Raw genomic sequence first — 20,866 nt, forward strand, 5'->3', positions numbered from 1 at the left:
AGCGTTCAATCTGAGCCAGGATCAAACTCTTCAGTTCAATCTCTGTGTGGTGCCGAAGCACCTCGCTCTTTCGAGCGGTCGCTCACTCTCAGAAAACTGACTGGCTCGCGTCTCGCGACGCAAACCAACATGTTTTACTGTGCGAGCACTGATAACTTTTGAAGCATCACGAAGCCAAAGCCCCGTGGCGTTCGCCATCAAGCGCCCACACTTATCGGTTGTTTGTTTGTTAAAGAACCCCAGCAACCGGCTTTGCCGTTCGCTGTCGCTGCGTCTTTCGTTGCAGCGGAGAAACGAGATTATTAAGGGTTTTCCCTAATTCGTCAAGCGTTTCGGAGAATTTCTTTTTTGCTGCCGCCTGTTGTTACTCGGCAGAAAACTTTCCGATATTCTCCCCCGGCCGCCTTCAGGCGCAGACCTGCAGAGCAGCGGGGAGCGAATATTAATGCTTCCACGCCGCGCTTGCAAGCCTTTTTCAAAAGAAACGCATTGAACACTCGTCGCACGCGAAAGCGTAACTGGTAATCCACCTACAGCGGGAACCATGCGGCACCGGCAAAGGCGTGTTCGGTCACTCCGTTGGCGCGGGCGCCGAGTGACGCACCCCACCATCGCCCAAGGTACCTGGAGGTAGCTTCCCAGTCGGGCGGTCCGCAAGCATATGCATCGGAACAGCAGGAATCTGAGTGGCGAATCGCGCACGACACCTCCGCGCCGGAAGAACGTTCGTGCACGTGCCGCTTTCGAGTTCAGTCTCAGTCGGCGAACGCTGACTCAAGACGTCGCTCGGATATGCGTCGCGGTTTGCAACAAGTGCCTTGGTCCTCAGACCTTCTTGGCTACGAGCACCATGCTTTTCCACAGGTACCGCATTCGGCCGACACCATGAAACTGGATAACTTTAAAGCCATTGACCGAAAGCAGCGCCGCGAGCGTTTTGGAACTCCAGAATTTGATGTGACCCCCGTGCCAGAGCGTCGTATGATGCGCGTCCCATTTGTTAAACAGGGCTAACGCGAGGTTCTTCAAATAGCCGTGGTACGGCGTGGAAATAATGAGGTAGCCCCCTGTATTAAGGCATCGTTCAGCGTAGGCTGGTAGCAAATGCGGGGAAAACAGGTGTTCGATCACTTCGGTCGATACCACCGCGTCGAATTTCCGCTCTTGTTCCAGCAATTGCGACGGGTCATCCTGCACGCCGAAATTGTAGAACGGGATGCCGGGATGAGCTTGCTTCGCCAATCGCACGCCATGAAGATCGTACTCAACGCCCACGACCTTGTATCCTGCGTTGGCCAACTCGCCGCAGAGTGCCCCGTTTCCAGCCCCAAGGTCCAGCACGCGCCCGACTGGCAAACCCCTCAATATCTCCAGCACGCAGGGTGCGAGGTAGCCGCATGATTCTGGCCCCTCCCCGGTCGACCAGCCAAAATCTGCAACGACATTCTCGCTCATATTTACCCCCCATACCTTAGACACAGCGGGAACGAAACGAATTAGCGGCCAGCGCCTGTAATGTTGCGTCGGCGACCACAGGGAAGAGAGCCTACGCTGCCACCCGTTCGGGTTATGTTACCTACCGAACATTCGCCGGGAACCCGACGGGAAAAAAGCGCCAACGTCGGATGCCGGACGGTCAACCCTCTATCCATCTTCTGTCACGGTGCCGCCCCGGCCCGAACGTGAATGCATAAGATCTTGCCCACCGAATCCCAGGCCCCGGGATACGATGGGTTGCGGGAGTCGCGCCGCGTATGGCGTTTGCGACCTGCCTCGCCAATAATGGTTGAACAGCCACGGGCAGACGGGGGCGAACCATGCTTTACAGTCCCAAAGCAATTCGTACGATCGCCCTGTTGGGGCACGCCGGAGGCGGAAAGACCTCCTTGATCGAGGCGCTGCTTCACAAGGGTGGTGCACTGCACAACCCCGGCAGTGTCGAGCGCGGCACGACGGTCTGCGATTTCGATCCGCTCGAACACAAATACCGGCATTCGCTTACCAGCGCGATTGCCCATCTCCACTACCGCGACACCCGCATCTACCTGCTCGATACGCCCGGTTATCCCGACTTCTCTGGCCTGTCGATGAGCGGGATGGCCGCGGTCGAGACTGCCGCCATCGTCATCAACGCGCAGACCGGCCTTGATATGACGACGCGTCGCATGATGGCGTGGGCACAGTCGCGGAACCTGTGCCGGATGATTATTGTCAACGGCATCGATAAAGAAAAAGTCGATCTTCCCGCGCTGCTGACCGACATTCAGGAAGCGTTCGGCAAAGAATGCCTGCCCATCAATCTTCCAGCCGGGCGAGCTACCCAGGTCGTGGATTGCTTCTTCAACCCGGCGGGCGACGCCGATTTCCTTTCCGTGGCATCAGCTCATGAGGCGCTCGTCGATCAAGTCGTCGAGATGGATCCAGAACTGATGGAACTGTATCTCGAGCAAGGCCAGCAAATCGCACCGGAACAACTGCACGCCCCGTTCGAACGAGCACTCCGCGAAGGGCATCTGGTGCCAATCTGCTTCACCTCGGCAACCAACGGTACCGGCATCGCCGAATTGCTCGAGGTATTTGTGCGGTTGCTGCCTGATCCGACCGAGGGGAATCCACCGCTGTTTTTCCGTACGGTGGGTGAGAACAAGGTAACGGTTCGGGCCGAACCCGATCCGGACAAACATGTGCTTGCCCATGTCTTCAAGATCACGATCGACCCCTACCTTGGTAAAATGGCTGTATTTCGCATCCACCAAGGCACGGTCACGCGTGACAGTCAGCTCTATATCGGTGATGGGCGGCAGCCGTTCAAGGTGGCGCATCTCTTGATGCTGCAGGGAAAGGAGCGCGTCGAAGTCGCGCACGCGGGGCCGGGCGATATCTGCGCCGTGGCGAAGGTAGACGAAATTGCTTTCGATGCCGTGCTGCATGATGCCACCGAGGACGGCAATATCCATCTGCTTCCGCTTGATTTTCCAACGCCGATCTATGGCCTCGCGATTGAGCCTGCACGGCGGGGCAACGAGCAGCGCCTGTCGGAACTGTTGCAGAAGCTCACCGCGGGCGACCCGTGCCTGCGCATCGAGCACCCAGCCGGCACCAATGAAACCGTCATGCTTGGCTTGGGCGAGTTCCAACTGCGCTGTGCGCTGGAGCGCCTGACCGAACATTACAAGCTCGATGTCGTAACACGGCCACCGAAGATCGCCTATCGCGAAACCATCGACGGGAAGGCGGAAGGCCACCACCGCCACAAAAAGCAAACCGGTGGCGCCGGTCAGTTCGGCGAGGTGTTCCTCCGCGTCGAGCCGCTGGCGCGTGGCACGGGCTTCGAATTCGTCGACGCGGTCAAGGGCGGCGCTATTCCGGGCCAGTTTATTCCCGCCGTCGAAAAAGGCATTCGCCAGGTTCTCGACAGCGGCCCGCTGGCAGGTTTTCCCATGCAGGACGTACGCGTCACCGTGTTCGATGGCAAGAGCCATTCCGTCGATTCAAAGGAAGTGGCCTTCGCGGTGGCGGGGCGCAAGGCCTTTGTCGACGCCGTGCTCAAGGCAAGGCCCAGCGTACTCGAACCGATCGTGGATATCGAAGTGACAACACCAGAAGCGGCAATGGGCGACATCATCAGCGACCTGTCGACCAAACGCGGACAGGTCCGCGGCACGCGGAGCGCAGCTGGCAACAACGTCACCGTTATGGGACAGGTGCCACTATCCGAACTGAACGAATACCAATCGCGTGTGAACAGCATTACGGGCGGCCACGGTCACTACGCAATGCAATTCAGCCACTACGAGCCCGTGCCGCCGGCCCAACAGGAACAGATGGCCGCCCAGCATAAGTCGCGGGAGGACAACACGTCCTGAATATGTTTCAGGGAAAATAAGCGAGAAACGCTGAAGCCGGCCTGCCCCAGGCTGGTTTTTCGGGTGGCCGGTGCCGCTTCGCCGGTATAATTCGGACCGCATCTATTTACCCGAATTCCTGTTGTCTGAAGTGATGTCTCGAATCTGCGCGCCTGTGCCACCCGCAGCGCGAAATGAACGCGTGAGCAGCGGCGTCATCACCTACCCTCCATCAGCCCGCGCCAAAAGACGGCGAACGTTCGGCTCAGGATTCGTTTCACAAGGATCCTTGCAATGCTGAAGGCAATGCTGGCCGCCATGCTGGTGGCCTGTGGTCTCACCACCACGCCCGTAAACGCTCAATCCGCCCACGCCCAATGGCCCACCAAGCCCATCCGGCTGGTGATTCCGTTCCCGCCGGGCGGCGGTACCGATATTCTCGCCCGCCTGGTGGCCAATCAGGTGTCGCAGGACACGAAATGGACCTTTGTCCCCGACAACAAGCCCGGGGCCGGCGGCACACTCGGCATCGCGGAGATCGTTCGAGCTGCGCCCACCGGCTACGAACTTGTCATGGGTCAGAAAGACAACCTGGTAGTCGCACCGTGGCTCTATAAGTCGGTGTCCTATGTGCCGGGTCGCGATCTCGTTGCCATCAGCCACGTCGCCTACACGCCCATCGCCATCGTCACGTCAGCCAACTCGCGCTTCAAGACCTTGGCCGACGTCGTAGCCGCCGCGAAGGCGCACCCGGAATCCATCAAGTATGGATCGCCGGGCAACGGGACGACCATCCATCTGGCTGCCGAGATCTTCAGCCAGGCGGCTGGCATCAAGTTGCTGCACGTTCCCTACAAGGGGTCCAACGCGGCGATGATGGACGCCATGGCCGGTAACGTGGACCTGATGGTGGCCTCGGTGCCCTCCGCGCTGGCACAGGTCAAGGCTGGCAAGCTGCGCGCGCTGGCGGTAACTTCGGCCACCCGTAGCACGTCGCTCCCCAACGTGCCGACTGTCGCGGAAAGCGGCTACAAGAACGTAGACGTGAGTACGTGGTACGGCATCTTCGCGCCGGCCAAGACGCCTGCGGATGTCGTGGAACGCATTGGCACCGAGGTCAACAAGGTGCTCGCCAAGCCAGACGTCATCCGCGCCATCCACGAGCAAGGTGCCGAGCCCAAGCTCATGACCGCGCAACAGTTTTCCGATCTCGTGACATCGGAATACAAGGCGTGGAAACCCATCGTGGAGCGGTCGGGCGCCAAGCTCGAGTAAGAGCCGGTCGGCCGCAATCACCCTGCATGCTCATCGACAGCGATACGTTTAGTGTTGCCAGGCGTCTCGCTCACTGGCCCACAGTGCCCGCGCGCCGGACCCGCGGCTCCAACGCTCGCGTCGGAACATGGGTACGCGCCCCGGCCCCTTCGAATTCGACAATGACGGCAGTGGGGCTTGCAATGCGGGTAACGGTCACGGGTGCACCCCGAAACGTCCATGTCGACTCGATCTGATAGGGACTATTTCGGTATGCTTTGCGGCGCTGCTTGCTGTTCATGTCGGAAACCGCTGGGTCAACTGGCACCGTCCCGTGACGTTGCTCGGCATTTGCCGGTGGAAGGCGCGGACTTCCCTGGCTGCAGCCAAGGCCGTTAGCATTAACTCGGTCATATGTTTGCCAATCAAGGGCGGACGACACTAGGCACACGCGCCGATCCAGGGGGCGCCGGTGGCTTGGGTAAAGGGAACGTTGCCTGAGAGTTCATCCGGCTCGAAAGGTTCCTGACGGATTAGCCGCCGCGACGGAAAGATCACGAGACAGCTTCCTCCGGTCCCGCCTCGGAGATGGCTTGCGCCAATGCCTCCGTGACACGGATTTCCGCCCCAATGGGAGTCATCTGCGCCGTTGCCGCGAATGGTGCCGACGATGTCGGCGAAGGATGGCGATTGCGTCGCCATAGGAAGAAGGAGGCCAAACCCGCGTGAAGGACGAGAAACGCCCAGAACAGCCCGCTGGCACCTAACCGATTCATGAGCGGCGAGATAATCAGAGGACTGATGGCCGAACCTACAGAGTTAATCAGGAGCATGCCCTGAATGACGCGTACGAGTTCGCTCGCCTCTGCACGATCGGCCGAGTGACTGACCGCCACCGGATAGATCGCGAAAATGCCGCCTCCGATGAGGAACATCAACACCATGAGCAGGGGCGGATAACTCGGCAGGATCAGCACGGCCAGAGAGACGGCTGCGCATCCCACACTCAGGGCAAGCAGTACGGTCTGCCTGTCCTGCCTGTCGGACCACCGACCTACCGGGTATTGCAGTGCCATGGCGCCGCAAATGGCACTTGCCATCAATTGACCAACCTGGGCAACGCTCATGCCCTCTCGTTGCAGGTAGATCGGCAGTAACGTGTAGACCGCCGCGATGCCCACGCCGGATCCAAAGCTGCCGATTGCGCCCGCGGGCGTCATGCGAACGAGATCCTGCGGCATCAATGGCTCGGCCTGCACCACGTCTGGCGCAGTCTTCGGTAGCACGGCCATGGGCAGCACGGCCATCGATCCGAGTACGCCGGCCACCATGAACGGCACGCTCTCGGACACGGTTCCCATGGCGCCGAGACTCATCTGCGCGAGCATGATCGAGCCGTAGAGGGCGATCATATAGATCGCCAACAGCCGCCCCCTGGACTTCGTATCCCCAACGAGCAACAGCCAGCTCTCCACGACGAGGTAGATGCCCACCATCGCCCAGCCGTTCACGAGCCGCAGGACGAGCCAAACCCAGGGATCGGCAAACAAGCCCTGTAGCAGATAGGTAATCGCGACAAGGGAGGCGAAGCTGCTATACGAGCGAATATGGCCGATCCGCGAAATCAGACGATCGCTGGTCACCGCGCCAAGGGTCAGCCCAACGAAATACGCCGACGAAATGGCGCCGATCATCGTTGCGGAAACACTGGCGGCATCTAGCCGGAGAGACGTGAGGGAAGACATGAAGCCGCTTCCCAAACTCACAATGAACAACCCTAAAAGTGGCCCAATCGCCACCACCCAACCGCTGCGCGACACAACTTCCTCACAAAGCCAAACAAAATGCACGGCGGAGAATACCCGATGTCGGCAATTGCCTGCCCTGGCGGCTGAGTACGGGTGCCGCTAGCCAGCGAATGCGGCAACTGCCCGATTGAACGCACTTGGGTTGGCGATATTCATGCCGTGAGAGGCGCCGGCAATCGTCTGCCGCCCCGCGCCCCGGATCCATTCGTGGAGCTTTTCGACTGTATTACGAAACATGCGCGGACTTTTCTGCCCATCGATCAGCAGGGTTGGACACGAAATGTCGGCGGCGTCTTCGCGAGTGTAGGCAGGCAACGGGTCGCGTAGCTGCTTCGGCAGGGTCAGCGCATTATCGAGGGCCATGCCACGGAAGCTCTGTGAACTCTTGTTCCAGAAGCCCGGCATGGTTACCGAGTCGACAAACATCGTCAACCCGCCATCAAATTCCCCTTGCTCGATCAGCGCCGACGCTTTCGCTCGCAGCGCATGAACGGAAGGCGGCAAGCTGCCGACCGATGCATTCGGCGTTGCCTGCAACGGGCCGCCTGGATCGGCGAGCGTGAGCGTTCTCACCAGATGTGGATAGTTGCGCGCCAGATGAAAAGCAATGCAGCCACCACGCGAGTGGCCTACCAGATGTACCGCCCCTAGACCCAGCGCCTCGATGAATTCCGCCACTTCTTCAACATGGGCCTGCCAACTGAAGTCGCCGCGACCGAACGCTTCGATTTGCGGCCAATAGTGGCCGAGGCTGGGAGCGAAGCAATGGAATCGCTTCGACAGCGTAGCGAGCTGGGGTTCCCAATAGCGGTAGTCGCACAGCGACCCGTGTACGAATACCATCGGCTCGCCGCTGCCCGCCTCTACATACGGTACGGAGGCGCCCGAGGCGGTGCAAACAAAAGACGGCTGTGGCCAGGCACCGGCTAGAGCCAGCGTAGTGAGGGGCGCTCGGGCATTCATGTGTGGGATTCCTTTTGCCGAGACTCTGCTTGACGGTGGTCAAAAAGAAAACCGAATAATATTGATGGAATCCATCAGCTTTACTGATACGTCTGCGTGTGCGGTCCGATGCGCGCTGTGAGGACAGGAAGCGGGCCGCCGTTTTCTTTGCGCTAACGTGCCTTAAGAAGCACATATAGCCTGCATTGAACGGTGGGTATGTGGTCCGCGAAGTGGCTACGCCCGTTTGGCAGGCTTGCGGCGCCTGTCCTGTCGCCCCACAACGCGGGCGTCGCGTCACCTATAAATAGGCATACCGATCGCTGAAGACATCCTCATGCATCGCGACTGCCCCCTGATCCTGTTCGGGGCCTTTGATCGTCACAATTTTGGCGACCTGCTGCTGCCACACATCGTGGCGCATAGGTTCGCACGCCGTCAGCTGACATATGCCGGTCTGGTGCAACGCGACCTGCGGGGCGACGGTGGCCATCGGATCGAGGCCATCACGCGCCTTGCCGCGGCCGTGGGCGACAGCCCTGTCGACATCCTCCACGTCGGCGGTGAAATTCTGACCTGCAGTGCCTGGGAAGCGGCCGTGATGTTACTGCCGACAGCGGCAGCGCGATCCGTCATCGCCCAGCTCGACACAAAAATGCAAGAGCGGACGGCCTGGGCCCAGGCGCTGCTGGGGGTCACAGATCGAGTGCCATATCTGCTACCGGCGCAACTGTTCGCCAACGCCCGGCACGTCGCCTACCAGGCCGTCGGCGGCTTCGATCTCGACCGCACTGCGCCGGCGATGCGCGCCGAAGTTGTTGTGAAGCTCAAATCGGCCACGCACATCAGCGTCCGGGATCAACACACCCAGGCCATATTGTCCGCTTGCGGCGTCACAAGCGCTCTGGCACCCGACCCGGCCGTCATGGTGGCCGAATTATTCGGCGCGCAAATCGAAGCGCGATGCCGCCGCAGCAAGCTGGCCGCCTTGTTGTCCGCATTTCCGGGTGGCTATATCGCGGTGCAGTTCGCCGCGGAGTTCGGCGACGACCAGACGCTCATGCAGTTGGCCTCGCAGATCCAGCGCATCACCCAGTCCACGGGGTTCGGCGTGGTGCTCTTCCGCGCCGGCGCAGCACCGTGGCATGACGATCTGTGCTGCTACCGGCGGCTTGTGGCGTTGAGGCACGACCCATCGATAGCGCTGTTTACCTCACTGAACTTATGGGATATCTGCGCGGTCATCGCCCGCAGCCGAGCCTTTATCGGGAGCAGTCTGCATGGCAGCATCGTAGCCGCCGCCTATGCCCTGCCGTGCCTGGGACTACTGCGACCACGGGAGTTGCCGCAGACCTCGAAGCAAACCGCCTTCTGGTCGACCTGGAGCCCTGCCGGCCTGCCCGCGGCCGTCCCGATCGAGGCATTGGCCGACGGGATGCGCGAGGCCATGGCAACCGATCCCGGCGAACGCGCGAAGCTGTCCAAGCGGCTAGTCGATGCCTGCCGGGCCAGCTTTCCGTCAGACCTTGGATAGATAACCGCCGACGGGATGGAACTTGACTAACCCGGACCTACCCGACAGCCGCCGCCTTGCAAGCGCCAAGGCTGGCCACCTCATGGCTGCCCAGGCCAGCCCATGCGACGATCTTGTCATCCGCGCGCAGCCTACGGCGATTGACCGGCCTTGCCGGCGCAAGCGTCTGGCGCTCGCCGCCACGATCCTTGGCTCCAGCATGGCGTTCATCGACGGCTCCGTCGTCAACGTCGCGCTGCCCACGATACAAAGCGAACTTGGCGCAAGCATCACCGACATGCAATGGATCGTTAACGCCTATCTGCTATTCCTAGGTTCTCTGGTACTGGTCGGCGGTTCGATGGGAGACAAGCTCGGCCGTCGCACGGTCTTTATCGCTGGCATCGGGCTTTTCACACTGGCGTCGATCGCCTGTGGGCTTGCGCCCAGTGCGGCGTGGTTGATCGCTGCGCGCGTCTGGCAGGGTATTGGCGCGGCGCTTTTCGTGCCGAGTAGTCTGGCGATCATCGGTGCCGTCTACGAAGGCGAGGCACGCGGACGGGCGATCGGCACGTGGTCGGCCGTCGGTGCAATCACGTCGGCGGTGGGGCCGGTGGCGGGCGGCTGGCTTGTCGATACCTTGTCGTGGCGCGCGATATTTTTCTTGAATGTCCCACTTGCTGCGGCAACGATCACGCTGGCAGTGTGGTCCGTGCCGAACAGCCACAAACTCGACGCGCCACAGGCACTCGACTGGTCCGGCGCGTTCACGGCGACAGCAGGGCTCGGCGCCCTGGCCTATGGCCTGACCGAAGCGTCAGCGCGCAGCTTCACGGATTGGACCGTACTGGGCACAATCGGCGCTGGCGTGCTCGTTCTGGCCGCTTTCGTGAAAATCGAAGCAGACGGCCATCACCCCATGATGCCGCTCGACATCTTTCGCTCACGCGATTTTGTCGGCGCCAATCTTGTTACGCTGCTGCTCTATTTCGGCCTTGGCGGCGTACTGTTCTTCCTGCCGTTCACGCTAATACGCGCACATGCCTATACGGCAATCGAAGCCGGCGCAGCACTGCTTCCGGTCCCGGTGATTATCGGCCTGTTTTCCCGCTTCACCGGTGGCCTGGCCGACCGCTTCGGCGCGAGGATCCTGCTGAGCGCCGGCCCATGCGTTGCCTGTCTTGGGTTCGCGATGCTTGCGCTTCCGCTTGTCCACGGAAGCTATTGGATCGGGTTCTTTCCGGCATTGGTCGTGCTGGGCGCCGGCATGACGATCACAGTCGCGCCACTCACGGCTACTGTCCTGGAGTCCGTGCCGGGCGAGCACGTGGGCGTTACGTCAGGGATCAACAACGCTGTTGCCCGTGTGGCGAGCCTGTTGGCAATCGCCGTGCTCGGCATCGTGTTCGTTTGGTCGCACCAGGCCGCCGTGTCGGCAGGGATCGACGCGCGACATTTTTCTCAAGGCGCACGCCCGGGAGCCGCGTTACTGGAGCCAGGCGAACAGGCCGGGCCGTTAGCGGAAGGCGACCGTACATCCCCGCCGTCGCCCCCCATTGCCCCGGCCGATGCCAGAGCCATCAACGACGCGCTGCGCGCCGTCGCGCTGGTTTGTGCCGTGTGCGCATTTGCGGGAGCGGGTCTTGCCATAGCCACCATCCGTCCGCGCAAGTGACGCGCCTTCTGTCCGGGACACGGGCAGACCACCTCACATTGGCGTACCAGGGTACTGACGCAGCGATGCCACTTCTGTACCCTTCCCTTACTCGGCACAACGCATGCCGAAACGCGTCCGCTCCGTCATCCGAAAACACGAGACGCGGATGCCGGCCTTCATGGCGCGCCGGCCCTGAGTCCCCAATGGTGGTATCATGACGTCCTGGCCATGCGTCGAAACTCCTCGACGCCAGAGCGCCGGCCGCAAGACATCATCAGTAGAAGAGCATTAGCGGCCTTTCGGGCGTATGCGCCACACTTTCAGTGGTGACAGGCGCCCGCAACCATATTTGACCGGCGGCACATCCGCTCCGCAACAGCCGCGCATATTCCGAAGCGTCGGCTAGCGAAGGCACGGTCCATCTCACACCAGTTTTCCGCCTGCGCCGACGAGCGAGACGCGACACTGTTTTTTTCCATTGGCCTCCGGCAGTTGCCTGAACGCACATCGCATATACCGCGTGGTGTTCGGTGACGCTACCAGCTTGAGTGCCTCTGAACAGGACCAATTTGAATACAAACATCACTCCGTACACCGTTTCGGTGTACCCCATCCAACAAGAGCCGGGCGTCTGGTTTGCCAACTACATGATCTCGGAGTATCGAAACGGTGCCGAGCGCGTTGTCGCCAACGTCTCGATGCGGCATACCACGCACCACTCCGAATCCAAGGCCAAGCAGGCGGCCCGCCGCGCAGGCGAAAGCGCCGCCGTCCGCATGCGACTTCAGCAGCCAGCGCATGCACGCAATCGGATGACGCAGCCGCGTAACACCCCCGCCACAGCGAGGTGCGACCTTGGCTAAAGAAGAGCTCGTAGAATTTGGCGGCAAGGTCTCGGAAGTCTTGCCGGACAACCGCTTCCGCGTCATTCTGGAAAACGGCTTCGAGGTCTGGGCGTATTCGTCGGGGCGGCTGAAGAAGAATCGCATACGTGTTCTTGCCGGTGACCGCGTCACGCTCGAAATGTCGCCATACGACCTCTCGAAGGGCCGCATCAACTATCGCCACAAGTCCTGATCGGCTGCAGCCTCGCTTCGCAAGCCTCAGACAGGCCACTTTGGTGAACGCCCTCGATCCGACTACAGGAGAGCAAGCAATGTCGAACAGCGAAGAATGGGAAGAACTGCATCTGACGCCGGGCGGATGGGTTGCCGGCAGTTACCGGCACACCCCATGGCCGAAGGTCGACATCGCTCCGCCAGATGCTGGCGTCCTCACGGTACGCCGCCACGTGACCGCGACCTACTGCGGTCCATCACGCGCCATCGAAGACCGGACGCCACAAACCCGGGATATGGCACTGATCGAGTCGTTGCTGGCGCGTTACGGCAACCCCGAATTCAGCATCTAGCGCCAAGGCTCCGGCGCAGGCGCTCACGCCAGACCGGAGGCTCTGTCATAGCGTGCCTCTGCGAACACCCGCTCCAACGGGGCGAAGTTCGCCGTCCCAAGGCACGGCCTCCAGATCCAGTACAGCTTCGCCTTCTCTGGTTTTCTCGTACAGATGGTCCCGGATGGCCTGTCCGATCGCCAGGCGGCACAACGCCTCGCAGTTGGAGGCAAACGCGCCCTGGAGCGCGGCTGGTTCGGTCGACACCCCGAATGACCTCCTGCCCTCACCAACAAAGCTGGTGAAATTGACGCCCGACGGTTGGCCTGCATCGATAAAGCTGACGGCGACATGGTAAGCAATGCCGGCGCCTGTGCCCGGCAGCTTGCACAAAAAACTGGATGATGCGGCGACGCTGTTCATGCCTGAACTCCTCGCTAATGACCGACGATTGTTTGTCCAAATACGACGGGCAAGGCAGCTAGAGCAAGCACTGGTGACTGCTCCATCCGACCCGTTGCAGGTATGCATTCATGACACGCTCTTCGGTCTTTGTCAGATCCGATGCCCACTCTACTCCGCTTTTTGCGGTCAGGGAGCCTATCGTTACCCCGGAGATGTCGCGTCGCTGTCCAAGAGAGTTGGGGTGCGACCGTGCGTGTTCGGCACTTGGCCCATTCATCGCCGCGATCTTTCGGCGGACGGCGGCCTTGTCAGCGGTGCATGCTACGATCAGCGCCTATCAGTTTTGGCACATTGCGCGGTTTGGATTGGGACGCGATCTGGCGCCGGCGCGACGCGAAGCGCGGCGGCCAGCAACGCTTACCCAGACGCCGAAGCGACAAGCCTGGGGCGAAGATTGGGCGCCAAACCGACTATTCCGCCCCCTTACACATAATTTTTTTCCGCGCTGTACGACCACAGCGCATCAACCCGGTAAGTCCCTGACTCTTCCACAAGGAGACCATGCATCGCGATCGATCTTCCTCACGAAGTGTGCTGCCCACCGTCATACAGCTTTTCGCTGCGCTGCCCTTGCCCGTCGCCCATGCGGCGGGGCGTATCCTGGGCCGACTTGTCTATACCCTCCCGGGGCGATACCGGCAGCACCTCCAGAAGAATGCCGCCCAGGCCGGCTTTTCCGAACCGGCGTTCGCCCGCCGGGCCGCAGGTGAGACCGGCGCGATGATGACTGAGCTGGCACGCGTGTGGTATCGCAGCCAGGCCAGCCTGGACCAGGTCATCTGCGATGACTGGACGATCATCCAGCAGGCCCTGACGGAAGGTCGCGGGCTCATCATGCTGACGCCGCACCTTGGATGCTTCGAACTGGCGGCCCGTTACGCCGCAGAGCGCATCGCGCTGACCATCATGTTTCGACCGCATCGCAAGGCGCAACTACGCCATTTGCTTGAAATGGTGCGTGAGACCTCGAACCTGAAGGCGGTTCCTGCAACGTCTCAGGGCGTGCGCTGCTTCGTACGCGCGTTGCGTCAAGGCGAAACCGTCGGCCTCTTGCCCGATCACGCGCCCAAGGGCGACGGGGTGTGGGCGCCATTCTTTGGCCGGCCGGCTTACACCATGACGCTGCCGTGCAAGCTCGCGGCGCAGACCGGCGCGCCGCTCATCATTGCCGCCGGCGAGCGTTTGCCAGGTGGCCGTGGCTGGCGCATGCATGTAAAGCGCCTCGCAGGCCCCTTGCCGCAGACCGCTGAAGCCCAGGCGGCATGGATCAATGCGGAGATGGAGGAGATGATCCGGCGTTTCCCGCAGCAGTATCTATGGGGGTACAACCGCTTCAAGGTCCCCTCCGGCGCGCCGGCGCCTGACACGAACAGTTGCCCCGACAACCTGCCGTGATCGCAAGTGTCGCGGCGTTTCGTGTCGGCTGCGGCAGCCTCGTGCTCATTCACCGTGATACGGCGCGCACGGACGGGCGGCGTTCGAAAATAGGCGTTGCTGATCCCGGACGTCATCGTATTGGCTCAATTGCGCGGAACTGGGCGCAGAGCCTGAATACATCTTCGGATAACGCGGTCTGCTTCGCCTTGCCATAGCGGGTGGCAAGCTTCATCAACTCCTTGATGTCGCGTCCGCTCGCTTTCGGATAGGCAGCGATCAATACGTCCACCATTTCGTCGCTCAGTGTCGCGCCGCACTGGTCGGCTTGCAGGCGCCACAGCCGCGCGGCATCTTGCCTGCCCGGCGTCTCGTACTGCATGGTGGCAATGCAGCGCGACAGGATGGCATCATCTACATCGCCAGTACGATTAGTGGTCATGAACAACAGTCCGCTGAAATACTCCAGCGTGCGCAGGAATTCCGCAACGATTGCGTTGTGCTCCAGGTCGTTGCCGCGCCGGCGAATATAGACATCGGCCTCATCGAGCAACAGGACCGCATTCCAGGACATGGCCCGGCGCAGAATCTCCATGAGGCTCGCGCCGACCGAGGCAGCGGTCGTACCCAACTGACCGGAATGCACGCGGTAAAGCGGCCTGCCGACAACTTCCGCGTACACCTCTGCAGTCAATGTCTTACCAAGACCGGGCGCACCCTGGCAGAGGATGGTCGTGCCTCCCGATTTCCCCTGCACGAAATCCTGAACCAGGACGTCCATGTGCGAGGTCAGAATGTCGATCAGGTCGCGGTGGTGGTCCGGCAGCACCAGCTTGTCGCGCAGTTCCGGTCGGTACCGGTATTCGCTCAGGTGTTGGACATGCACCCAGATGTTCCGGTGCCATTCCAGATGGAACAGGTGCACGTAGCCGTGCAGGGGTATTTTTTCGAAGCCTTTGGCAACGCCGGCCTTGCGCCAGAACTCTGCGTCGCAGTTCACTTCGAAACGGCGCTCGAGCCGTTCCTCGTCATTAATGCAGCGCGGCCATGACGCCGTCACCAAGGCGCGCTAGCGTAACGGCGCCCTTGCCTTCGACCGTAAAGGCGAACCCCGTCGCGATGTACTGCGCGCCGAAGCTGCGCTGGTAGCGCACAAAGAGCTTTGCATGCCGTTCGTATTCCTGCCGGAACTCCGCGCATTCCTTGAAGAATCCAAAATCGGCGAGGAGTTGCGGGATGGTACGGTCGACAATCTCGTCACCCGTGACGATGATCGAAGTCGTCATGCCCGCCCTGCGCCGTGCGGGATCGGTCAATTCCGAATTGGCGGACAGCATGGTATTCGCCAGCATTTCGATGGCAACGTAGGGCATGCCCTGCTCGGGGGCTACGTGGCGAATGCGCTGGACCAATCACGGCACCAATACGCCATCGCGGCTGCGCTGATACAGCCAGCCGTCGATGACATCGCGGGACAGATAGGCGACGAGTCCTGCCACCAACAATTCCAGGCTGGGAATGGTGCGTGCCTGCGGCGCGTTGTAGATGTTATCCAGCGCAAGCATCTGGAACAGGAGTTCGCGCTCGTTCTGCGCCTTGCTTAGCGTGTACAGCGAATTCAGCGCTTGCGCGTCAAACAGGCGAACTGACACTGACATGCTGCCATGACAGATGCCATGCTCCTTGAGTTCGCGGGCCAGCGGGGACTCGGCTTGCACCATTGCAAGCAGGGGGTGAATCAGGGACTGCGGAATCTCGAGATTCATGGGTTGCACTCCGTTAGCGGCAAATCCCCGCTACGCCAGGAAAAAACGAATGGCCTCGGCCACAACCGGCGGATGGACCGCATGCATGCCGTTGAATTCAACATACTCGACGTCGTAGCCGGCGGCCTTTAGCTTGGCGGCATTGGTGCGGCCACTACTCTGCACGGGCAGTTGCTCGTCGGCCAGCCCATGCGCGATAAAGACCTTGGGCGTGCCTTCCTGCATGAATATGGACATGAACCCGCCGGAGAAAGCGATGACATGGCTGGCAATATCGCCGTTGGTGATGCCGATGGAAAGCGCGTAGCTCGCGCCATCCGAAAACCCTGCGAACGCGAGTCGATCATGGCGAATCCGATGCCGAGCCGAGACAGCCGCCAGCGCCTGCTGCAGGCGCTGCAAGTCGGGCCCGTTGCCGCCAATGACAATGTCCCACGTGGGAAAGGTCGAATGCGGCGCCAGCACCAGAAAGCCGTGCGCGTCCGCGTGCGGCTCGATGAACGGCAACACCTTTTCCGGAAAGCCGCCTGCGCCGTGAAACATGACCAGCAATGGCACCGGCGCGTTGCCGAGCCCTGCGGGTACGTACAGCACAGCATCGCGCTCATCGGCAATCCCAAGCCGGTGATGACCTGGCCCCCAGGACGGCAGTGACGGCTCGGCATGGGTAAAGGTCATTCGGCCTAGCAGAGAAGGATCGAACATGACGGAAACGAGGCATCATTGGAGTGGTGATATGTAATATATCACCACTGTGGTGCGTATGGCTTGCCCTGCTGTTTTGAAATCGCTGCCCTCACACCCTGGCTGACGGGAAAGGGCCAGCCGATCGAGGGCCATACCTGGCGTCGACGGAAAACGCTCGCGCGTCGCAATGCGCCGCGCTTCAGGCCTGGCCAACTTGCCATCGTGTCGAGGAATTTGGCCCGCGCCGGCACCGCTCCGACAGTCACGGGACGTCCTATTTGCACCGACGCTGTCGCTGATGCGCCGCATCCCTCATGGCCGCGTCAGAACCCGGTGTTTTGAAGCATGTCTGTCCTTGGCAATATGCGTCGCCTACACTCAGCACATGTCCCCCACGGACTCGCGCTGACCGGGATATTGAAACCTGACGGGAGCCAAGCATGAAACCGGAACCGTTTGCTGTCACTCCTGCGGCATATCCGCGTGCCTTCAATGTCGTAGGCGAAAAAATCACGGTGCTGGCGTCCAGTGCGGCCACGCAGGGATACGAAGTCTTCCTCCAACAAGGGCAGGAAGGTAGCGGGCCCCCTCCTCATTGCCACGATTGGGATGAATCGTTTTACGTGACCAAAGGGGTGATAGAGATCGGATACGGCAAACAGGTTCTGACTGCGAGCCCTGGCACATTTGTCCATGTGCCAGCCCAGACCATCCACTACTTCCGGTTCGGCCCAGGCGGCGGCGAAATGATCTCGGTGACCAGCCATGGTGGCAACGCGTCACGGCTGTTTGCGCAAATCGACGAAGCCGTCCCCGCCGGCACCGTGGACCTGCAGACATTGCTAGGTGTCGCACAGGAATGCGGCGTGACAATTGTGGAGTGATGCGCCGCCCCGCTTTTTCTCACGCGCTTTTACGCTGCGCACACTTTCGAACAAAATCGCTGCACCCAAGGTCGTCAGACCAGGCATCGGTCGTCCTTGTCCCGCCACGGCAGCTAAGGCCGTCTTCGGATAAAGATAGCTACGCACGATCAGTTGCAGACGCGGCACGTAATGGTGCACGCAGCATCGCACATCGGTCCAACGACCCCGCCGGGGCTCGCTTCAGTGGGCGCCCCAATTGCCGTTATTGTGGGAAATTCCATTTTCCATCTCGTCACGCGTCGAGCGTGCGACAAATTAAACGTGATGCATGAGGCGCACCCGTGTCTTTTGCCGCAGGCGAGTACAGGACCAAGGAGCGTGTGCTTGTCGGGTTCGCTGACCTCGACTAGCCTGCTATCGATGCCGATTCTTTGCTGCGCAGCAATACCCCTTTGATGCCAGAACGCTCGACCATTCAATATGGCAAGGCGCTGCAAAGCTTGCGCCAAGTCCTTTCCCCATTGAATTTGGGAGCGGCAGCATGGCTGATCGCGACATGGTCATTCGCGACAATTCAGCTCGTGACCGAGCGCGACCGCCTGCTGCACGACGCCGCTCAGCGTACCCAGGCGGAGGCCCGGGCCTTCGGTGCGTACTCGAAATCCAGCATCCTGCGACTGTCCGAATTTCTTCTCGACCTTCGCGCCAGTTGGTTGGTCGGCCAGCCGGGGTTCAACGAGTTGGTACGCGAGCGCGAGAATCTGGTGGTAGACCTGTCGTTCCAGGTGGCAGTGATCGACAAGCATGGGTTGCTCGTCTACTCGTCCATCGGTTCGCCCCAGTCCGGCGAGAAGGTCGATCTAAGCAAGCGCGAGCATTTTCAGGTCCATCAGAACGCCGGCGGTCGAGACATGCTGTTCATCAGCGATCCAGTGAAAGGCAAGGTCTCGGGCAAATGGTCGATCCAGTTCACGCGCCCCATCCTCCGCGCAGGCAGCTTCGACGGCGTCATCGTGGTCTCGGTCAGCCCCGAGCAGTTCGCCAGCTTTGCGCAGACATTTACATCTGTCGATGGCGAAGTGGCATCGGTCATCAAGAATTCCGGCCAGCTTCTCGCGCGCGTGCCATCCCTGGAGGGCTCGCTGGCAAAGGCTGTCAGCAACCGACCATACCTCGCCAGCGACGCACCGCTGGCTGGTAGTTTTCGGGCCGTGTCTGGCTCCGAAGGTGTGGAGCGAATCTTCGGCTATTCCCGTATGCCGGATTTTGGGCTGAACTTCGTGGTCGGCGAATCTATTGATCTGGTGCTCGCGCCTTACGAGCGCTATCGCCGCGTTGCCTTGGCAAGTGCCATCGCTTCCACGCTGCTGCTGGGCTTGCTGTACTACAGCCTGCGCCGCTCCATGGCGGAGCGCCGACGTCATATCGAAGAAATGCGGCTGGCTGCGCTGGTCTATTCGTCCAGCAGCGAGGCCATGGTGGTAACGTCTCTCGACGGCACTATCATCGACGTGAATCCGGCATTTTCCGCCGCCACAGGCTATACCGTCGCGGAGATCAAGGGCCGCTCAGGCTATAGCATCGGCGGCACAGGCCATACCGCCGGGCTAGCGGTTGAACGCCTTCGGCTCAGCGTGGAAGCCACAGGCAAATGGAGCGGAGAAATTTCGATCCGTCGCAAGGATGGCACCGAGTTTCCCGCCTACCTCACGGTGGATACCTACCTTGCCCACGCGTATGGCGAGCGCCGCCGCGTCGCGCTGATCCATGACATGACAGAGAAGCGCCAGGCGGAGGAAGTCATCCGGCACCAGGCGAATTTCGATGCGCTCACGGACTTGCCCAACCGCCGACTTTTCTTCGACCGGCTGGGGCAGGAGATCGACAGCTCAAGCGGCAATCAGAAAGCGCTGGCGCTGTTGTTCATCGATCTGGATCGATTCAAGGAGGTCAACGATACCCTCGGCCACGATCAGGGCGATCTATTGCTGCTGGAGGTAGTGCGCCGCATCACGGCATCGGTGCGCGATTCGGATACCGTGGCACGGCTGGCCGGCGACGAGTTCACGGTGATCCTTCCTACCGTTGGCGATGCCGACGTCGCCGAGGGCATTGCCGAGGCGATCCTGGAGCGGATTGCAGCCCCTTACACGCTGGCGGGCGAGCTGGTGGCAGTGTCGGCCAGCATTGGGGTGGCCATTTACCCCAAGGACGCAGACAACGCCGAGGCGCTGCTGGTGTGCGCCGACCAGGCGATGTTTGCCGCCAAGAAGGAGGGGCGCAATCGCGCAAAGGTCTTTACCAAGGCGCTGCTCCAAGCGGAGAGAGAGCGCCTGCGCATTACGCAGGACCTGCGCGCGGCGCTGGCGGCTGGCCAGTTTGCACTGCAATACCAGCCCATCGTCGACCTGCATACGGGCAAGGTGTGCAAGGCCGAGGCCCTGATTCGCTGGAACCATCCGGTACGCGGTCCGATCCATCCGGCCGATTTCATTGCCGTTGCGGAGGAATCCGGCCTCATCGTCGATATTGGTCGCTGGGTCCTGGCGGAAGCGTTGGAGCAGCTTGTACGCTGGCAGGCGCTGTTGGGAAAAGACTTCCAGATCTCGGTTAACAAATCGCCCATGGAGTTCGCCGCGCCAGCGAGCGGGCCCGAGTCCTGGTCTGGCATGATCGAGCGCAGGAATGTACCCGTCGGCAGTCTCGTCATTGAGATCACCGAAGGCTCGGTGATGGAGCAGAGTGCCGATGTCATGGATCAGTTGTCCCGCTTCCAGGCTGCCGGCATCGAGATTGCACTCGATGACTTCGGTACTGGCTACTCCTCCTTGTCGTACCTGCGGCGCCTCGACATCGACTACATCAAGATCGACCGGTCCTTTATCCGTTCGCTGACGCGGGGCCCGGACGACGTCGCCTTGTGTCGGGCCATCATCAGCATGGCGCATGCACTGCGCATTTCTGTGATTGCAGAGGGCGTCGAGACCGAGTTGCAGCGCGACATCCTGCTGGCTGCCGGCTGCGACTACGGGCAAGGCTACTATTTCTGTCCGCCGGTGGACCCCAGCGCGTTTGAGGCCTTCGTGAGCGCCGTAACCTGAGGCGGGCAGTACCACCCGCCCCTGCTTTGCGGGACGCCAGGCTTGAACAGCCGGCGGGCGTAAGGGCGGGCTCGTTCACTCTGTAGAGGTCGCTACCACATTGAAGACACCCATACAGCCGACTAAGCTGGCTGCATGAATTCTCTTTGCCCTCGCCCTGCGACGCTTGGTTGCTGCCAACCACGGCGCGAAGGCGGT

Annotated in this window: 14 protein-coding genes and 1 pseudogene; 9 read left to right on the forward strand and 6 right to left on the reverse strand. The window is 61.0% G+C overall.

The genetic code is table 11. The annotated features are described in order from the left end of the window. Positions 1-825 precede the first annotated feature (825 nt). Positions 826-1,455 carry a class I SAM-dependent methyltransferase gene (locus BLQ58_RS27035; protein ID WP_029051597.1) on the reverse strand — a complete coding sequence of 210 codons (630 nt, stop codon included), beginning with the start codon at positions 1,453-1,455 and terminating at the stop codon, positions 826-828. 362 nt (positions 1,456-1,817) lie between these two features. On the opposite strand from BLQ58_RS27035, the gene fusA reads away from it, so the two are divergent. Then, complete coding sequence (fusA, locus tag BLQ58_RS27040) at positions 1,818-3,866, forward strand: elongation factor G (protein WP_029051598.1); 2,049 nt, start codon at positions 1,818-1,820, stop codon at positions 3,864-3,866. 273 nt (positions 3,867-4,139) lie between these two features. Continuing rightward, complete coding sequence (locus BLQ58_RS27045) at positions 4,140-5,120, forward strand: Bug family tripartite tricarboxylate transporter substrate binding protein (protein ID WP_029051599.1); 981 nt, start codon at positions 4,140-4,142, stop codon at positions 5,118-5,120. Positions 5,121-5,653: 533 nt separating this feature from the next. Here BLQ58_RS27045 and BLQ58_RS27055 read toward each other — a convergent pair. Then, positions 5,654-6,949, reverse strand: coding sequence for an MFS transporter (locus BLQ58_RS27055; RefSeq protein ID WP_368086177.1), 1,296 nt, complete (start codon positions 6,947-6,949; stop codon positions 5,654-5,656). A gap of 57 nt (positions 6,950-7,006) precedes the next feature. Then, complete coding sequence (locus tag BLQ58_RS27060) at positions 7,007-7,870, reverse strand: alpha/beta fold hydrolase (RefSeq protein ID WP_029051718.1); 864 nt, start codon at positions 7,868-7,870, stop codon at positions 7,007-7,009. A 316-nt stretch (positions 7,871-8,186) separates the two neighbouring features. Here BLQ58_RS27060 and BLQ58_RS27065 point away from each other — a divergent pair, with 316 nt between their 5' ends. From BLQ58_RS27065 to BLQ58_RS27085, 4 genes are all read left to right on the forward strand, one after another. Then, complete coding sequence (locus BLQ58_RS27065; protein WP_092603442.1) at positions 8,187-9,383, forward strand: polysaccharide pyruvyl transferase family protein; 1,197 nt, start codon at positions 8,187-8,189, stop codon at positions 9,381-9,383. Positions 9,384-9,465: 82 nt separating this feature from the next. Further along, entirely contained in the window at positions 9,466-11,037 is a 1,572-nt protein-coding gene (locus BLQ58_RS27070; protein WP_049816007.1) for an MFS transporter, read from the forward strand. Between the two features lie 837 nt (positions 11,038-11,874). Beyond that, complete coding sequence (infA, locus tag BLQ58_RS27080; RefSeq protein WP_092603444.1) at positions 11,875-12,096, forward strand: translation initiation factor IF-1; 222 nt, start codon at positions 11,875-11,877, stop codon at positions 12,094-12,096. Between the two features lie 79 nt (positions 12,097-12,175). Then, entirely contained in the window at positions 12,176-12,430 is a 255-nt protein-coding gene (locus tag BLQ58_RS27085) for a translation initiation factor 1 (protein WP_092603446.1), read from the forward strand. A gap of 45 nt (positions 12,431-12,475) precedes the next feature. Here BLQ58_RS27085 and BLQ58_RS27090 read toward each other — a convergent pair whose 3' ends face one another. Further along, a complete protein-coding gene (locus BLQ58_RS27090) occupies positions 12,476-12,832 on the reverse strand; it encodes a hypothetical protein (RefSeq protein ID WP_092603448.1) in 357 nt (118 codons plus the stop codon). A 573-nt stretch (positions 12,833-13,405) separates the two neighbouring features. On the opposite strand from BLQ58_RS27090, the gene BLQ58_RS27095 reads away from it, so the two are divergent. Beyond that, complete coding sequence (locus BLQ58_RS27095; protein WP_029051602.1) at positions 13,406-14,269, forward strand: lysophospholipid acyltransferase family protein; 864 nt, start codon at positions 13,406-13,408, stop codon at positions 14,267-14,269. 112 nt (positions 14,270-14,381) lie between these two features. On the opposite strand, the pseudogene BLQ58_RS27100 reads toward BLQ58_RS27095, so the two are convergent. Then, positions 14,382-16,014 (reverse strand): annotated as a pseudogene (locus BLQ58_RS27100) (AAA family ATPase). A gap of 30 nt (positions 16,015-16,044) precedes the next feature. Continuing rightward, on the reverse strand, positions 16,045-16,719 hold the full coding sequence (locus BLQ58_RS27105) for an alpha/beta hydrolase (RefSeq protein WP_029051601.1): 675 nt from the start codon (positions 16,717-16,719) through the stop codon (positions 16,045-16,047). A 422-nt stretch (positions 16,720-17,141) separates the two neighbouring features. On the opposite strand from BLQ58_RS27105, the gene BLQ58_RS27110 reads away from it, so the two are divergent. Continuing rightward, positions 17,142-17,585: a cupin domain-containing protein gene (locus tag BLQ58_RS27110; protein WP_029051600.1), complete on the forward strand. Its 444-nt coding sequence runs from the start codon at positions 17,142-17,144 to the stop codon at positions 17,583-17,585. 437 nt (positions 17,586-18,022) lie between these two features. Continuing rightward, positions 18,023-20,668: a bifunctional diguanylate cyclase/phosphodiesterase gene (locus BLQ58_RS27115; protein WP_092603498.1), complete on the forward strand. Its 2,646-nt coding sequence runs from the start codon at positions 18,023-18,025 to the stop codon at positions 20,666-20,668. Positions 20,669-20,866: the final 198 nt, after the last annotated feature.

It is taken from the genome of Ralstonia sp. 25mfcol4.1 (assembly GCF_900104095.1).
GTDB lineage: Bacteria > Pseudomonadota > Gammaproteobacteria > Burkholderiales > Burkholderiaceae > Cupriavidus.

What these genes read in the sequence shown, in the direction of transcription:
- BLQ58_RS27035 (WP_029051597.1), bottom strand. Translation starts at nt 1,455, where the DNA reads ATGAGCGAGAATGTCGTTGCAGATTTTGGCTGGTCGACCGGGGAGGGG.
- fusA (WP_029051598.1), top strand. Translation starts at nt 1,818, where the DNA reads ATGCTTTACAGTCCCAAAGCAATTCGTACGATCGCCCTGTTGGGGCAC.
- BLQ58_RS27045 (WP_029051599.1), top strand. Translation starts at nt 4,140, where the DNA reads ATGCTGAAGGCAATGCTGGCCGCCATGCTGGTGGCCTGTGGTCTCACC.
- BLQ58_RS27060 (WP_029051718.1), bottom strand. Translation starts at nt 7,870, where the DNA reads ATGAATGCCCGAGCGCCCCTCACTACGCTGGCTCTAGCCGGTGCCTGG.
- BLQ58_RS27065 (WP_092603442.1), top strand. Translation starts at nt 8,187, where the DNA reads ATGCATCGCGACTGCCCCCTGATCCTGTTCGGGGCCTTTGATCGTCAC.
- BLQ58_RS27070 (WP_049816007.1), top strand. Translation starts at nt 9,466, where the DNA reads ATGGCTGCCCAGGCCAGCCCATGCGACGATCTTGTCATCCGCGCGCAG.
- BLQ58_RS27085 (WP_092603446.1), top strand. Translation starts at nt 12,176, where the DNA reads ATGTCGAACAGCGAAGAATGGGAAGAACTGCATCTGACGCCGGGCGGA.
- BLQ58_RS27090 (WP_092603448.1), bottom strand. Translation starts at nt 12,832, where the DNA reads ATGAACAGCGTCGCCGCATCATCCAGTTTTTTGTGCAAGCTGCCGGGC.
- BLQ58_RS27105 (WP_029051601.1), bottom strand. Translation starts at nt 16,719, where the DNA reads ATGTTCGATCCTTCTCTGCTAGGCCGAATGACCTTTACCCATGCCGAG.
- BLQ58_RS27110 (WP_029051600.1), top strand. Translation starts at nt 17,142, where the DNA reads ATGAAACCGGAACCGTTTGCTGTCACTCCTGCGGCATATCCGCGTGCC.
- BLQ58_RS27115 (WP_092603498.1), top strand. Translation starts at nt 18,023, where the DNA reads ATGCCAGAACGCTCGACCATTCAATATGGCAAGGCGCTGCAAAGCTTG.